Consider the following 16,185-nt stretch of genomic DNA (forward strand, 5'->3'; position numbering starts at 1 on the left):
CGAAAATTCCAATTCGACATTTTTCGATACTTCTCAGTTGGTAATATATGTTATATGCGTACGAGTTTTTAAAATAATTGTAATATTGTTCGGTTTTAGAGGAGTTAGAAGAAATATTTAATTCTTGTATCTTTAATTAAGTATATTTACACAAATAAAATGGGTATAATTTCCTGTTTTTAGGTAATACTATTTAATTTAATTGTAATTTTAGTAAAATTTATAAAGTATATATAACAATTAATGGTGGTGTTTCTTGTTGAAGAAGATTCGGATCGTAATTGCAGATACAAATAAAGATTATTTAGAATCACTTGGTGCTTATATGCGTACATCAAGTAACAGTAAACAATTTATTGTCACGTATTTTTCAAATTTTGAATCATTACAGAAATATATTCATCAAGGGGAAATCATTGACATTTTACTAATAAGTCCTGAGATGAATCGATCAGATATACAAACATCTAAAGACACCTTGGTTATTTTATTGGAGGATGATGCCTTAGCTCGTTCTGTAAAGTCACATCCAACGATTTATAGATATCAAAGATTAGACCAGCTCGTTGCTAATATTCTAGGTCAGTATTATGAAAATAATGAAGAAGCTGGAAAGCTATTGGTTCGAACGAATCAAACTAAGATTATTTCCGTTTATTCCCCAAATGGTGGAACAGGAAAAACAACAGTTGCCGTAAATCTCTGTAAACAGCTGGCAATTAATGATGCAAAGGTATTTTATTTAAATCTTGAAACTTTTAATTCGACAAAGTTATTTCTGTCTGATGATGAAGAAGAGAATCCTTCTTTACAAATTTTTTATTACGCTAAAACGAATTCTAATCAATTACTTTCAAAGATTGAAACTTTAAAAAAGTATGATCCGTATTCTATGGTAAATTATTTTGATATCCAAATTAATGCAGAAGAAATGCTTGAGTTAACTGATGAAACTATTAATCGGTTAATAAAAGGTCTGTTAGAAACAAATACATATGATTATATTGTTTTAGATCTTGACAGCTCTTTACATGAAAGAAATATTACAGCAATTAAAGAATGTGATATTTTATTTTGGGTTGTAGCTAATGATTTAACTGGAGTGCTCAAAACTAAATCATTATTAGATGAAGAAGAGAAGTTATTTGGGAGAGAAAATCTTGTCAAAGACAAGATGTCGCTTATTCTAAATAAGTTTAATGGAAATTTAATTGGAGATTTCAGTGAAGTTGAATTAACTATTGATGGTTATTTACCATTCATACAAAATTGGATCCATCACCAATCAAAAGTAGATTTATTAGGGAATGATGAATTTAATCAAGAATTACAAACGATTATTAGAAAAATTATAGTTAATGATGGGGAAGGAGTAGTCAATAGTGGATGATGACAAGATTGTAAAGACGTTAATTAAGCAATTACGTGAAACGCTTGATTTAATGCACTCCATCTCTAATGAGGAACTAATTGAATACGTTGAAGCTGCGGTTTTTGATTATGCAAAAGAGGAGAAATTAAAATCTAATGAAATTAAATATTTGGTAGAGAGGATATTTAATGCTTTCAGAGGTTACGATGTTTTACAACCTTTAATTGATGATAAATCTATAACGGAGATCATGGTAAATAATCATAAGGAAGTTTTTATAGAAAGAAATGGAGTGACAACCCAGGTCGATGTTCAGTTTGAGAGTGAGCAAAAACTTGAGGATATTATACAGGCTATAGTATCTAGAGTGAATCGTGTTGTAAATGAATCATCACCAATTGTTGATGCGAGACTAAGTGATGGTTCTAGGGTAAATGTTGTATTACCTCCAATTGCCTTAAAAGGGCCAGTTATGACTATTCGTAAATTCCCTGCCAATCCATTAACAATTGAAGATTTAATAGCCTATAGATCCATTACAAGAGAAGCGGCAGATTTCTTACAAAAGTTAGTTGTTTCTAAATACAATATTTTTATTAGTGGGGGTACTGGTTCAGGAAAAACAACATTTTTAAACGTATTATCTAATTTCATTCCAAAGGATGAACGGATTATAACAATAGAAGATTCAGCGGAATTACAAATTAAAAGTGTTCCTAACTTAGTTAGTATGGAAACGAGAAATGCTAACACAGAAGGAAAAGGAGAAATAACCATTCGTGATTTAATCCGAACATCCTTACGTATGAGGCCAGACCGTATTATTGTTGGGGAGGTTCGTGGAGCTGAAGCTCTTGATATGCTACAAGCCATGAACACTGGTCACGATGGATCTCTATCTACAGGACATGCAAACTCAACAAAAGATATGTTGAGCAGATTAGAGACAATGGTGTTAAACGGTGCAGAACTCCCTGTAAGTGTAATTCGAAAACAAATTAGTTCAGCCATTGACATTATGATTCACTTAATGAGACTACGAGATAATACTAGAAAAGTTGTTGCCATTAGTGAAGTAGTTGATATTGAGAATGGAGAAGTTGTTCTCAACCCCATATATGAATTTGTTGAAGAAGGAGAAACAGAGGAAGGAAAAGTAATTGGTGAGCTCAGATCTACAGGTAATCACATTTTAAATAAGTCAAAAGCACAATTGGCAGGAATTACAGTTGGAAGTAGTGGATAGGTGGGTGAAAAAATGACAGATTTGGTTATTTTAATTATATTAATTGGGCTAATCATTACCTATATCTATGTAGTTGTTAAACGGAAAAAGAAAGAGAAGGAAATGCAAATGGAGCCCGCAGTTATTGAAAAGTTAAAACCAGATACTGAGCTAGAGCTACTAAAAAAACAACATTTTATGGAGAAAGTAAAGGAAAAATCGAACAGGGAAATTGAAGCTCATCTAGTTGACTATTCTGTTTATAGGTTAACCATAAAAGAATATTTCTTCTATGCTATTTTAGCTGCAATTGTGTTCTTTTTTATTGGCTATTTATTTTACGAAAGCTTTATTGTTTCTTTTATTCTTGCGGGTTTAGGCTTCTTTTATCCTAAAATACAAAAGAAAAAATTACTTGAACAACGTAAGGAAAAACTTAAGGTTCAGTTCAAGGAAGCAATTGCATCATTATCTTCATCATTAGCTGCAGGAAGATCCATTGAGAATAGTTTCAAGGAGGTTGTAGCAGATTTATATTTACTCTATCCAGATCCTAACACATATATTATTCGTGAATTTGAAATTATAAACCGAAGGATTGAAAATGGTGAAACAGTTGAAAATGCTATACGTGACTTTAGCGTACGCTCTGACATAGAGGATATTATAAATTTTGCAAATGTATTTATTACATGTAAACGAACTGGAGGCAACTTAGTAGAAGTTATTCGGAGAACCTCAGATATTATTAGTGAAAAGATTGACATTCAGCAGGAAGTTTCCGTCATGATTGCACAAAAAAGATTTGAATCAAGAATTCTAAGTGTTGCTCCATTAGGGATGATTTTACTCCTTAAATATAGTGCTGGCGATTACTTAGCACCCATGTATGAATGGTCAAGTAGTGGTCCCATTATTATGACAGTTTGTTTAGCTATATTATTATTTGCATACTGGTTAAGTCAAAAAATAATGAATATTAAGGTGTGAGCAAGTAATGGTCTTTTATTTGGTTCCAGCGTTAGTCATAATATGTATTATTTTTGTTATATCTTTACGTGTTGGTAAACGATATGAAATTGTAATTGAACAATTCAAAGGACAATATCCTTTTTTATTCATGGCACCAGTATCGCTGTATTTGATTGATCAGTATAAGATAATGGAACGACTCTATGGACAGATCGTTAAAGTTCAGCAAAAGATGATTAGCTTATATGGAAACAGAACAGCGTTACAGCATACTAGAATGTACTTGGCTCAACTTATTTCTATTATACTAATTTGTTTGGTTGCGACGCTACTTTTTACAGCATTAGCAGAAGGTGATGTGGCCATTTTAATAGTAGGTTTATTTTTCACTTTGATAATGCCTTATGCAATGGTTAATAAACTTTCTAGTCAAGAAAAGGAGCGTAAAGACAAAATACTTATTGAGCTTCCAGAAGTAGTAAATAAATTAATATTGTTAATCAACGCAGGTGAAACTGTTCAACAGGCACTAGTTCGATGTGTAACAACAGCTAATAATCCAAACTCACCATTAATCGTGGAGTTAACAGAAGCTGTTAATAAAATGGTGAGTAATGAACCTTTCCATCAAGTGCTCAATGATTTTAGTAAAAAATGTGGAATTCAAGAAATATCTATTTTTACCACTACTATTTTACTTAACTATAGAAAAGGTGGAAATGATTTAATTATCGCACTAAGAGATCTTTCCAGGGAGTTATGGGAAAAGAGAAAAAATATTTCTAAAACCAAAGGGGAAGAGGCATCTTCTAAATTGGTTTTTCCACTAATATTAATATTTGTGGCAGTAATGATTATAGTTGGTTATCCTGCAATTACGATTATGTAGCAGCAGGTTTATCATAAAAAAATATAGAATTTAATATTTTGGGAGGAAAAACGAATGGGGAAATTAAAGGATTTTATGTCAAGGTTTTGGAATGATGAAGAGGGACTACAAACACTGGAGATTTTATTGATCATTGCAGTTGTTGTCTTCATCGCGTTGTTATTTAGGGAAACCATAATTGGTTGGGTAAACAAATTAATTGGCTTTGGTAATGACAATATCGATGACTTTAATCCAGGGAATTAGCAATTACCAAAATAGGAAGGTATTTGTATGAGAAAAATAATGGATCAGTTCAAGCATGATACTAGAGGTAGCTTTACTTTAGAAGCAACTCTAATTTTTCCAATCCTTCTCATTTTAGTCCTGTTATTTGTATTTTTTAGTCTAGTAATCTATGAAAAGGTAACCTTACAATACAAAGCAAATCAAATTGCAACTAGGATGGCACATACCTGGGGCAGTAGTACAATGAATATTGAAACAGGGGAACTCAATAAGTCCGATTATATTATTAACAATGGGGATGGTTTGTATTGGCGAATCACTTCAAATAATGGGTTTAACAAGTTTGGATTAAATTTAAGTGATAATGGTGTGGTATCCAAAAAGAAAGATAGAGTTGGCCAATATGCTGGAAATGTTACGTTTGATAATGGATTGTTTGTCCAGGAAATTGTAGTATCACTCGATAAAAACCTTGCCCTTCCCAGTGTAATATCGGATATTTTTGGAGTTAGTAAAGTTGGTGCAACTGCAAAACATCCCGTAGTAGATCAAACGGAAATAATTCGTAACACTGACTTTATGCTATATGGGTTTGATTTATTCAAAGAGTATGCAGCTAAATATATTCCTTTTTTCAATAGAGATGATGAGAGTTAATGATTCTTTGAAAATGGGAAGGGGGAGGTATGTTTGAGACGATTTTTTAAAAAGATTTGGCATAAATTTTTCATCAATGAGCATGGTGCAGTTTCCATTTATTTAATAGTTGTAGCGTTACTTCTATTATTATTTAATGCCGTCTTAATTGACTATGCTCGAATATTAGTGGCTGAACGTCAAACGGAAGAAGCAGCTAAAACAGCTTTGCGGTCAACAATGTCATCGTACAACACCTCATTGCAAAATAAAGGATTGTTTGCATTTAACGGAAAACAAGGGGAAGCTGAAAATATATTTAGGGAAGTATTTCAAAAAAATCTCTCTACAGGTGAAGGGGAACAATTTAATTTCTTGGGATTACGCCCAGTAGAGGATGAAATCTCTCTAGATATACACTTAGAAAGAAGCCTAGCAAATAAGGATATTCTTAAATATCAAATTTTGGAGGAAATGAAATATAAGGCTCCAGTAGAAGTTGGATTATCCTTAATAAAGGACTTTTTATCTGTTTCGGAACAAGTAGAAGAAGCTTCAGACTATGCTAAAATTGCAAAAGAATTAAACGATGATGCTAAAGAACGAGAAGAGTTATTAGATGATGCAGAAGAATTGATTCAGGAAGCAAAAGATTTATTAGATAGTATTCATGGGGAAATACACAATCCCTCTTCTTCCACTTATCCGAATGTTCAAGTTATTGAGGATATTCGTAGACATCATGTGAAATACACTGATGATCTGGATGATATAGAGAATGCTGAACAAGAAGAGGATGAAGGTTCTGAAGAAGGGGAATCTGAAGGAGATGAAGCTGAAGAAATAGATGTAGAAGAACTTAAGGAACGTACACGTACATTTAAAAATCAATCGTTGAGCCTACTAGACGACATAATAGCAACTTCTCGTAATGCTGTAGAGAAATTAGAGGATGCATTGGAATTAATCGAAGAAGCTGAAGGAATCAATTCAGATATGTTAGATAAATTAGAAGATCATACCAATAGCGGTTCAAGTGGTGATTATGATAATGCTAAAGATGTTAGCGAAGAATTAAATGAAAGTACCGTGGGTGATAACACGGAGGGTAGTTTAGACGATTATGTATATGATGAAGAATTATTTACGAACTTAAAGGACACCGTTGAAAATGCAATTCAATCGTTAAGGGTTGAGAGTGGTCCAAGAACAGATGCTTTAATAACGAAATTAGAGAATGACTTTCGGCCAGCTATCGAAACAGACTTTGAACGTAATAAAGGTAGCATTATTAGGGATATCGATTTTTCAAGAGAATATCACACTAACACAACAAATAAAGTTGAAGAAGCTATAGATATTTTAGAAAATGGTCGGGCTGAATATAAGGATGCAGAGGATGAAATCACAGAAAAAGAAAATGAAGCAGATGAAGGGATGGATGAGAGTAAAGATCAACTAGAGGAAATAGAAGATGCTATCAATAATGCTGCTGGTGCAGCAGGAGACAATCAAAAACTAGCCGAAATGGGACAAAAAGCAAATGATTATGGTGAAGCTATTGAAGCGAATAATCAAGAATTTTCAATGGAGGACAGAGACGACACGGCAGATGAGGCAATGTCTTTTATCGATACATTGTTTAAAAACTTAGGTAACGTGCTACTAACTGCAAGAGATGAGGTATATATAAACGAATATATCTTAATGCGGTTTAATAGCCATGATTTTGATAAAAGCGGTTTTGAAGCTAATAAATTCGAAAATAACCAAGTAGAATACATTATTTATGGGAAAGAACTTCACGGAATGAATTACTTTGCTGCTCTATCCGAAATATTTGCGGTTCGATTTGCTATTAATTTAGCGGCAGGATTTATGAGACCTGAAGCAAGAGGGTTTGGACCGTTTATTTGGGCTTATGCAATGGCATATTCTTTTGGGCAAACAGCTGATAATATGGTTGATTTAACTAGTGGCCGTTCTATTTCACTTTATCCAGGAAAGAGAAGTCCGAGAATGAATTATAGAGATCACTTAAGGTTATTTTTATTTGCTCATCCAGAAGGGGGGAAGTTTGATAGATTAATGGCGGTTTTAGATGATGAAACCGGTGAAGATCTTAGAGAGCGATCCTCTTATGTTTCAGCTGAAGCAACAGCTTCTATGAGATTATGGTTCCTACCACAAATTATTGATTTAATAGATTCAACAAACATTATCAATGGAAGAGTAGAAGGAAATAAATTTTTCATTGAAAAAGATGTTAACTTTTCATATTAATTTTATACAGAGGTGGTTACTTATGAAGAAAATAATGATGATTACCATTATGGTGTTTATTTCTTTTTTGGGATTAGTTGCGTGTAGTAATGATGATGCAAATGACGATAATATTGATGAGATCAAATCTGATAATGAAAATAATGATCAACAACAAGATGAAAATGATATAGAAGATGATGAGAAACAAGATAAAGTTAAAAAAGAAGATGAAGAGTCTTCTGGTGGAAAATTTGAAGTTGAAGTAGAAGATCAATTGGATCTTGGAATTGGAGACACTGGTATTTTTGATACAACGTTAGGGAAATATGAAATGACTTTAAATAGTGCAGAATTATTAGGAACTGAATTGGATGGTGAAGAAACACTATTGGATGAATTGATCTTGCTTGAAATTACTATTAAAAATGTGAGTGATAGCAATATGAAAATTGAAGAATTAATGGAGTCCATGGGTGTTTCAAGTGATTTAGAAGGTTCCAATTCTTATGATGGAGCAGAGGATTTTGAAAGCATTGAAAAGTTTGAGGGTGACATTGCACCAGGTGAAGAGAAAACAGGAAAATTAATTACAGATGTTTACTCTGCAGATGAATATTACTTCAAAAAAGATTCCGGTAACATAGCCGCTGGAAGTAGTAACCAAGTAATTTGGACAATTAAAGCAGACGAGGTTAGATAAATAGATTTTAGGCTGTAAGTTAATGAGAAAATCGAGCTATATTGTCATGTGACAAATGGCAATATAGCTTAACCATATCAGTATACGATATCTTGAAGAGAATATTTTAAAAATTATCTTTTGTTTACTAGTTGGGTAGAGAGCTTGTGGAGATGAACTTAATTGTAGTCTAATACTATAGAAATATTTTCATATTGATATTATTACAATTTTAATTAAGAGGTATCATGATAAAAAAATCAGTTTAATAATTTCTATTGTATTCATAAGTTTATTTTTGGTGGCTTGCAGTGATTAAAATGATACAGATAATGTAACTTAAGAAAAGATAATACCGATGCAACTAGTTCGGCAGGTGAAAACCAGAAACTAGCTGAACTGAAACAAATTGTAAATGTTTATGGTGAAGCTATTGAAACGAATAACCGAAATTTTCAATGGAGGACCGTGACGACACGGCAGGTGAGGCAATGTCATTTATTGATACATCGTTTAAAAACTTGGGTAAGTTGACTACTAACTGCAAGAGATGAGGTATATATAAGCGACGAAAATATCTTATTGCGGTTTAATAGTCATAATCTTGATAAAAGCGGTTTTGAGGCTAATGCATTCGAAAATAACCAAATAGAATACATTATTTATGAGAAAGAACTTCACGGAATGAATTACTTTACTGCTTTATCTGAAATATTTGCAGTTCGATTTACTATTAATTTAGCAGCAAGATTTATGAGACTTAAAGCAAGAGGCTTTGGAACGTTTGTTTGGGCTTATGCACGAGGGTTTGCATTTACTTATATTGCCATTGATATGGAAAGTATAATAGCTGGAAGTTAAATAGTGATATTCCCTTTTAGGGGGAATGCTGATGAAATGTTTACAATGGACAATAAGATCATTTGAGGCTATTTTTGTTCGCACACCCGGGAGGATGGAAGTTTGATAGATTGATGGCTATTCTTGATGATGAAATAGGTCAATATTTAAATGAAAGTTCAACTTATATAAGCGCCCAAGCGACTTTTACTGTGAATTTATGGTTTCTGCCTCAAATTATCGATATCATTGATAACAAAAATATGATAAATGGCAGAGTTGAAGGAAATAGATTTTCATTGAAAAAGAAATTAAATTTTCAAATTAAAGAACAATTACTAAACGAGGGTGAAAGAAATGAAAGACATATTATATACCTTATCAGTAATAGTAATTAGTTGTTCAATTTTAGTGGGTTGTAATGATAAACAAGAACCAGATAAGATACAAAATAATACAGAAAACCCTAATACAGAAGAAGAACAAGATGTAAATGAAAATGAGGATAATGAAAATATTGAGGAATCAAATAAAGAAGAGACTGATACCAGCAGTTCCGCATTAGATAGTGATGTAGAGGATCAACTTGATTTACAGGTTGGAGATACTGGTGTATTTGATACTACTTTAGGAACTTATGAAATGACAGTCGATTCAGCAGAGGTAACGAATAGCGAAATAGATGGAATATCACCAAAATTCGATAACTTTATTTTACTTGATATAACAATTAAGAACATTAGTGAGCAAGTATTAGATTTAGATGATTTAATGGTATCCATGGAAGCAACTGATAACCTAGATATGGCTGGTTATACGGATTCTTCTGGAATATTTGACAGTATTGAAGAGATAACAGGAACTATTGAACCCGGCGAGACAGTAGCAGGTCAATTTATTACTGAATCCTATGATTCAGATGAATATTTCTTTAGAAAAAATCCAGGAAACGTTGCAGGCGGAAGTAGTAATCAAGTGATATGGAAGATAAATACAGACGAGGCTAGATAAGTAAATTATCATCGGGAGTGTGTTTTATTGAAAAAAATAATCATAATTATGATCGCTTTCTCAATCTCACTTTGGTTGGTAGCATGTAGTGATGAAGAAACTGATACTAATAAAAATGATCAATCGCAGTCGCTAGAAGAGGATAATAACCAAATTTGACACAGAATTAGAAAACGATTCTGATGAGGATAGTAATAATTCTAGTAGTGGAAAATTTGAAGTTAAAACCGAGGATCAACTTGATTTAGGTCTTGGGGATACTGGGACATTTGATACAACGTTAGGAACTTATGATGTTACACTTGTCTCTGCTAAATTAGAAGAGGAAATAAATGGAGAAAAGTCTGAGTTGGATGGGTTTATTATTCTAGATTTTCTTGTGAAGAATACAAGTAGTGAAACTCAAAATGTTGAAGATATTATTTATTCGTTAGAAGTTACTCACAACCTTGAAGGTAGTGGTTTTCCGGATGGTGCAGAGTTTTTTGATGGTTTTGAAAAGTTATCTGGACCATTAGAGCCAAATGAAGAAATGGAAGGTAAGTTTATAACATTTGTTTATGAATCAGAAGAATATTACTTTAGAAAAGACCCAGGTAACATAGCCGCTGGAAGTAGTAACCAAGTAATTTGGACAATTAAAGCAGATGAAGCTAGATAAGATAAGTGGATTTTAGTGCTATAAGTTAATGAAATAATTTAAGCTGTATGGTTAATTGCCAAATGGCATACAGCATATACATATCGAATTTGTAATAACGTGAAGGGATTTAGATATCTATGAAGAGAAAAGTTTCAATTTTTAATATGTTTCTAATTGTCTCTTGTTTACTAATAGCATGTAGTGGTGGAGGACCCGTGCCAGATGAACTCATTGAAAACGCGGACTCTGACCCAATTGAAATAAAAGACCAATACGAGTTAAAAATTGGAGAAAGTGGTTTTACAGTTGATAGGAGAAACAGAAATATTCTTGAATTTACTTTAAATTCAGTTGAAATAGCGGATGAAATAAACGGAAAAGAAGCTGCATCTGAAAAAGACCCTGAGCGAGTATATGTGATCGCTAATTTTACAGCAAAAAACCATGGAGAAATAGGGATTTCAACTCAAGGAATTGAATATCCAGTTCTTGTGAACGGATCAGATTTAGGGAAGATCAAGAATGATGCGGTAACACATCGTAGTGATTTACTTGGAATAGGAGATCGAATTACACAGTTTGAAAGCTCCTTCAATGAAGTGGGGCCATTAGAGCCTGGTGATGAAAGAACGGGCGATGTCCTCATCGCAGCCGATCATCGTTCCGATAGTTATATTATTTACTTTGGATATGATATGGAGTATCGAAATAAATTAACGTGGCATTTCGATGCAGGTGAAGCAAATTAGTCCAATAATGTGAATTGGAAAGAGGTGATTAGAATTAAACATCTCATAAGAAAGGAAAATGGGAGTATAACCTTAGAAGCAGCTATGATCCTCCCATTCTTCCTGTTCTTTATATTATTTTTAACAATGATTATACGACTAGCAGTTGCCGATATGGCTTTATATAAAGCTGCTTCTGAAACTAGTGAACTAGTTGTAGCTTATGCATATCCAGTTGCTGTAACGAGAGATGGTGCTACTAATTTCATCAATGATAAGATTAAGTCGATTGAGGACGAAAGGGATGTGGATATAACAGGGGCTATCGAGTGGACAAAGCAAGGGTTAGATTTCTTTGGAATCGATATACAGGGTTCGATTGAAAGTTTATTTGAAGATAGCTTACAAGGTATTATTGAACCTACTATTCAGAATAAGTTTAAAGAAGCTACTGGTGGATGGAACTTTTTTAATGAAGAAAATTTAGAAGTTACGAATGTTGAAATTCCAAGTCTTGTTGGAGGTAGTGATGATTATTTAGAAATTAATGTTCAGTATACATTTGATCTTTCCCTCCCTTTTGTAAACGAAAAAATTGTGCTAAAGAAAACATCCTATGAAAGAATTTGGAATGGATCATAAGCAATCTAGTGAGAGGATGAACTAGAATGGAGGGATTAGAATGCTCCAACTACATGATTATATTTTATTTTTATTTTTGATCATTGCATTTATTATTGATGTTCGATCACATAAAATACCAAATTGGTTAACTGCTGGTGGAATGGTTGTAGGGATATTGTTTCATCTTATATACGGAGGAATTGATGGATTAATATTCTCCTTTTTAGGGTTATTAGTTGCAGGTGGTATATTTCTTATACTTTATGTTTTTAAAGCACTTGGGGCTGGGGATGTGAAACTGTTTGCGGCAATTGGTGCGATTGTGGGCGTACAAATGGTTTTGTATATGATGATGTACTCTATTATTGTTGCAGGGTTAATTGCAATCATTATCTTATTATTTACTAAAACCCTCTTACAAAAAATGACGAGCGCTTTTTTTCACATTTTAGGTTCAGTACTCTCAAAAGATTTAACTAGTTTAGAAGAGTTTAAGACGACAAAGAGTACGCGTTTTCCATTTATGTATGCGGTAATACCAGCCGTTATCTTGACTTATTATTATGTTTATTTTGCTTACTAACTACATTAGGTAGTTAAATATTATAACTATGGAGGTAAAAAATGGGGACTATTTATAACTTAGGATACGATTATGTACACCAAAACGGTCAATCTATTGTATTTAAAGAAAAAGATGGTCAAAGTCTATCTGTTAATGATTTACATTCCGTTCAATTGAAGATGATGCAATCCAATCGGATACCACATATGCTTGCATTGTCCGTTGAAAATATTGATCTTAAAACTAAGCTACATTTCAATATTAATTCAAAAAATAGAGTATCATCTTACTTTCGAAATAACAGTACGTCAATGAATGATTACTACCAACTGTTTTTATCTATTATTAAGGCGCTGGAGGATTGTAGTTCTTATATGCTTAATCAGCAAAATTTCATCCTACGCTCAGACTTTATCTTTGTTGGAGAACATGCAAGTGATATCTACCTTGCATACTTGCCAGTAAAGGGGATAAAAAAAGATTCTTCTGTGACTGAAGATATAAAACAGTTATTGACTGATATTGCTGGAGAAGTAGAAGGTTTACAAGGCAATGAGTTTAAAAGTATTCTAAACTATATTAAAAATCCTTCCTTTAGTCTTGCAGGATTAAAAAAGCTATTTTTAGAATTGATATCCCTAAGATCTAATGTTAATCAGTTTCAACCATATGATAATTATGGAACGCCTAACTTTGAAGGAGACCCAGGTGTTCAAAACAATTCTGCTTCAAAATCCCAAAACGCAGTAGGACAAAGACCCCCTACAACAGAGATTGACGAAGTAGTTCCAAAAAGTCAGAAGAAAAAAAATAAAAAAGCTAAAAAGCAGTTACCTGCATTAACCTCAAGAGAGAAAGTTTATATGTTTGCTGGTGCATTATTAGCTATTGGACTTACATGGAAGATGTATGATGTATATTCTACACCTGCCATTCTTGGTGTTTGTACTGTTATATCCATTCTCATCCTTTTTTGTTTAATAGTTTATGCTAAGTTCTGGAGACCTGGTACACCTGCAGTTGAAATTCCTGTTGAGGAAGAAAGTGTAGAAGAGGAAAAACAAAATCAGATGCAAAGACAACAACATCCAAAACAAGCTCCACAATTTAATTCGGGAGTAAGAACAAACGTAAATAATCCATTGCAACCAAAACAAGAACAACCTACATTTGTACCTAATGTTCATCAAGGATTTTCAGCTCATCAGTCCATTGCAGCCTCATCAATAGACACAACATCATTAACATTACAAAATGATGATACAGTTTTGTTAGAGGATGAAGCAAATTTAGATATACAGCAAGCCGATGATCAAGGGGTCATCCCATTGCTCCAACGAACTAGTGATGATGGAAAAATGAACACGGTTGTAATTAATAGTAATAATTTTTTAATTGGTAGAAATGCAGATTCTGTTCATTTTGCCGAAGATGCAACGGGAGTTTCTAGAATTCATGCTGAGATTATTAAAATTGACGCGACAAGTTATGGTCTAAAAGATTTGGGTTCAAAAAATGGAACGAAATTAAACGGAAACCCTTTGGTACCTTATAAGGTGTATGCATTAAATGAAAATGATGAAATTGTATTAGGAAAGGCAAACTACATTTTCAAATGGAGTTCATCTGAATGAATAATAACTGGCATACAGGGATAGCAACACATCAAGGTACCAAAAAAGAAAGAAACGAAGACTCCTTTTTAACAAGATTTTCTAAAGACACCAAAGACAATGAAATCGCAATGTTTGTAGTTGCAGATGGCATGGGTGGTTATCAAGTTGGTGATACCGCTAGCTGTCTTGCCATTGAAACACTAGATAAGTGGTGGAATAAGCGTATTGGTCGAATTTTAAAGAAGAAAAATGTCATTGAACAGTTTGTAAAAGAAGCAGAAAAAGTCCTTTCTAAAATCAATAAAGCAATTATAACCGTGAGTAATCATACTGGTAAAAAAATGGGGACAACCGTTACCTTGCTAGTAATGTATATGGGGCATTATGGGGTTATCCATATCGGTGATAGTAGAGTGTATCAGATGAAGGGATTGAATCAGGAGTTAGTTCCATACCTTCAACAGGTATCAGAAGATATGCTTTACCACCAACAAACGCAAATTCTTGAAATGGAGCCTGAGTTGCTTCAGTTGACAGAGGACCATTCTTGGGTTGAAAAACAGGTAAAGAAAGGAAATCTTTCTCGTGAAGAAGCAAGAAATCACCCCAAACGCAATGTTCTTCTTCAATGTTTAGGTATTGAAAAACAGATTGAACCTTATACCAAAACTGGAAAATACCATACTGATGACATATTTTTATTGTGTAGTGATGGATTTTATAGCTTATTCCCGAATGAGGAAATTAAAAATATGTTGTTAAGTTTAGAAAAAGAGTATGGTAACCTACAATCTATTTGTGATTATTTAATTAACTTCTCTAACTTCTCAAATGCTCATGACAATATTACGTTGATGCTTGTAAGACACGTACGTGTTGAACATGTACAGTCTAAAAGAAGTAAGACTTGGTTACCGATATTAGGGAATAATTGAATGGAAAAGGGAGAAAAAAATGAGTAAACACGGCATTCTGATCAAAAGTGAGGATGTTTTAGAAGAAAAATATAAGGTATTAGATCACATTGCTTCTGGAGGAATGTCTGAGGTATATCTTGTTGAAGAAGTAGATAAACATAATCCACAGCGGTGGGCAGTAAAGGTTGCCAATAAGGATAATAAGCTGTCGCAGAAGTTAATAGATGAGACAAAAATCCTTAGTGAATTAGAGCATCCCAATATACCTAGAATCATTGATTTTTTCTCCACGGAAGACTATATCTTTCTTGTAATGGAATATGCTGCGGGTGAAGTGTTAACTGAATATTTAAATGAAAATGATTATAAACTTCCATTAACTGCTGTAATTGAATTAGGTATTCAATTGTGCGATATATTAGAATACTTACATAATCGATCAGAACCCATTATTTACCGAGATATTAAGCCAGGAAATATTATTATGAAAAAAAATGGTGAAATGAAGTTAATTGATTTTGGTATCTCAAGAAAGTTTCGTGAAGAAAAGTTAAGAGATACTGTAAAAATTGGTACGGTTGGTTTTGCGGCTCCAGAACAATTTGAACAAAAGCAAACAGATCAACGTACAGATTTATTTTCTATGGGAGCCCTACTCTATTATATACTCTCCCAAGGAAAATACGTGTATATTGCTCAAAAGCCAATATCCCATTATTCGAACAAATTACCAAAGAGCTTAATTAAGTGTATAAATCAATTAGTTGAATTAGAGCCCAATAAACGTTTGCAGCATGCAAGTGATGCTAAAAAGCTATTAGTCAAGGCTTTGAATGAGACTAACCGTAAAGGTATTTCAATCTATGTCACGCTTACTGTCGGAATGGCTATCCTAGTATTCATGGTTGGTTTCCTTTCTTCATTTATACTAATGTAATGATACCCTAGAGTCTGCCAATTACTTTCCCTATGACA

The 16,185-nt window shown here is 33.1% G+C and carries 18 protein-coding genes; all 18 read left to right on the forward strand.

What is annotated here, in order from left to right; genetic code table 11:
* Nucleotides 1–256: 256 nt before the first annotated feature.
* The 18 genes from GMD78_RS01265 (at nucleotide 257) to GMD78_RS01350 (ending at nucleotide 16,147) form a co-directional block, all read left to right on the forward strand.
* Nucleotides 257–1,390 (forward strand): AAA family ATPase, encoded by a 1,134-nt coding sequence (locus GMD78_RS01265; RefSeq protein WP_196493686.1) that lies wholly within the window; start codon nucleotides 257–259, stop codon nucleotides 1,388–1,390.
* The gene (locus GMD78_RS01270; protein ID WP_343042050.1) at nucleotides 1,383–2,618 is read left to right on the forward strand and encodes a TadA family conjugal transfer-associated ATPase; all 1,236 of its coding nucleotides are present in this window, start codon (nucleotides 1,383–1,385) and stop codon (nucleotides 2,616–2,618) included. Before GMD78_RS01265 ends, GMD78_RS01270 begins: the two co-directional genes overlap by 8 nt.
* A gap of 12 nt (nucleotides 2,619–2,630) precedes the next feature.
* A complete protein-coding gene (locus GMD78_RS01275) occupies nucleotides 2,631–3,587 on the forward strand; it encodes a type II secretion system F family protein (protein ID WP_155666356.1) in 957 nt (318 codons plus the stop codon).
* Between the two features lie 7 nt (nucleotides 3,588–3,594).
* Nucleotides 3,595–4,458, forward strand: coding sequence for a type II secretion system F family protein (locus tag GMD78_RS01280; RefSeq protein ID WP_155666358.1), 864 nt, complete (start codon nucleotides 3,595–3,597; stop codon nucleotides 4,456–4,458).
* Between the two features lie 54 nt (nucleotides 4,459–4,512).
* Nucleotides 4,513–4,704: a Flp1 family type IVb pilin gene (locus GMD78_RS01285; RefSeq protein WP_155666360.1), complete on the forward strand. Its 192-nt coding sequence runs from the start codon at nucleotides 4,513–4,515 to the stop codon at nucleotides 4,702–4,704.
* A gap of 27 nt (nucleotides 4,705–4,731) precedes the next feature.
* Entirely contained in the window at nucleotides 4,732–5,343 is a 612-nt protein-coding gene (locus GMD78_RS01290; protein WP_155666362.1) for a TadE/TadG family type IV pilus assembly protein, read from the forward strand.
* 33 nt (nucleotides 5,344–5,376) lie between these two features.
* Entirely contained in the window at nucleotides 5,377–7,605 is a 2,229-nt protein-coding gene (locus tag GMD78_RS01295; protein WP_155666364.1) for a DUF5702 domain-containing protein, read from the forward strand.
* A 22-nt stretch (nucleotides 7,606–7,627) separates the two neighbouring features.
* Entirely contained in the window at nucleotides 7,628–8,287 is a 660-nt protein-coding gene (locus tag GMD78_RS01300) for a hypothetical protein (RefSeq protein WP_155666366.1), read from the forward strand.
* A gap of 561 nt (nucleotides 8,288–8,848) precedes the next feature.
* Nucleotides 8,849–9,127, forward strand: coding sequence for a hypothetical protein (locus tag GMD78_RS01305; RefSeq protein WP_155666368.1), 279 nt, complete (start codon nucleotides 8,849–8,851; stop codon nucleotides 9,125–9,127).
* Between the two features lie 113 nt (nucleotides 9,128–9,240).
* Nucleotides 9,241–9,504 carry a hypothetical protein gene (locus GMD78_RS01310; protein WP_155666370.1) on the forward strand — a complete coding sequence of 88 codons (264 nt, stop codon included), beginning with the start codon at nucleotides 9,241–9,243 and terminating at the stop codon, nucleotides 9,502–9,504.
* Nucleotides 9,464–10,117 (forward strand): DUF4352 domain-containing protein, encoded by a 654-nt coding sequence (locus tag GMD78_RS01315; RefSeq protein WP_155666372.1) that lies wholly within the window; start codon nucleotides 9,464–9,466, stop codon nucleotides 10,115–10,117. Before GMD78_RS01310 ends, GMD78_RS01315 begins: the two co-directional genes overlap by 41 nt.
* A gap of 349 nt (nucleotides 10,118–10,466) precedes the next feature.
* Nucleotides 10,467–10,778 carry a hypothetical protein gene (locus tag GMD78_RS01320; RefSeq protein ID WP_155666374.1) on the forward strand — a complete coding sequence of 104 codons (312 nt, stop codon included), beginning with the start codon at nucleotides 10,467–10,469 and terminating at the stop codon, nucleotides 10,776–10,778.
* A gap of 119 nt (nucleotides 10,779–10,897) precedes the next feature.
* Entirely contained in the window at nucleotides 10,898–11,509 is a 612-nt protein-coding gene (locus GMD78_RS01325) for a hypothetical protein (protein WP_155666376.1), read from the forward strand.
* A 9-nt stretch (nucleotides 11,510–11,518) separates the two neighbouring features.
* Nucleotides 11,519–12,130, forward strand: a complete 612-nt coding sequence (locus GMD78_RS01330) for a hypothetical protein (RefSeq protein ID WP_155666378.1) — start codon at nucleotides 11,519–11,521, stop codon at nucleotides 12,128–12,130.
* A gap of 40 nt (nucleotides 12,131–12,170) precedes the next feature.
* On the forward strand, nucleotides 12,171–12,695 hold the full coding sequence (locus GMD78_RS01335) for an A24 family peptidase (protein ID WP_155666380.1): 525 nt from the start codon (nucleotides 12,171–12,173) through the stop codon (nucleotides 12,693–12,695).
* Between the two features lie 41 nt (nucleotides 12,696–12,736).
* Nucleotides 12,737–14,311, forward strand: a complete 1,575-nt coding sequence (locus tag GMD78_RS01340) for a DUF6382 and FHA domain-containing protein (RefSeq protein ID WP_155666382.1) — start codon at nucleotides 12,737–12,739, stop codon at nucleotides 14,309–14,311.
* Nucleotides 14,308–15,228: a PP2C family protein-serine/threonine phosphatase gene (locus tag GMD78_RS01345; RefSeq protein WP_155666384.1), complete on the forward strand. Its 921-nt coding sequence runs from the start codon at nucleotides 14,308–14,310 to the stop codon at nucleotides 15,226–15,228. Before GMD78_RS01340 ends, GMD78_RS01345 begins: the two co-directional genes overlap by 4 nt.
* Before the next feature lie 19 nt (nucleotides 15,229–15,247).
* Nucleotides 15,248–16,147 carry a serine/threonine protein kinase gene (locus GMD78_RS01350; RefSeq protein WP_155666386.1) on the forward strand — a complete coding sequence of 300 codons (900 nt, stop codon included), beginning with the start codon at nucleotides 15,248–15,250 and terminating at the stop codon, nucleotides 16,145–16,147.
* Nucleotides 16,148–16,185: the final 38 nt, after the last annotated feature.

The organism is Ornithinibacillus caprae (assembly GCF_009728145.1).
Taxonomy (GTDB): domain Bacteria; phylum Bacillota; class Bacilli; order Bacillales; family Amphibacillaceae; genus Ornithinibacillus; species Ornithinibacillus caprae.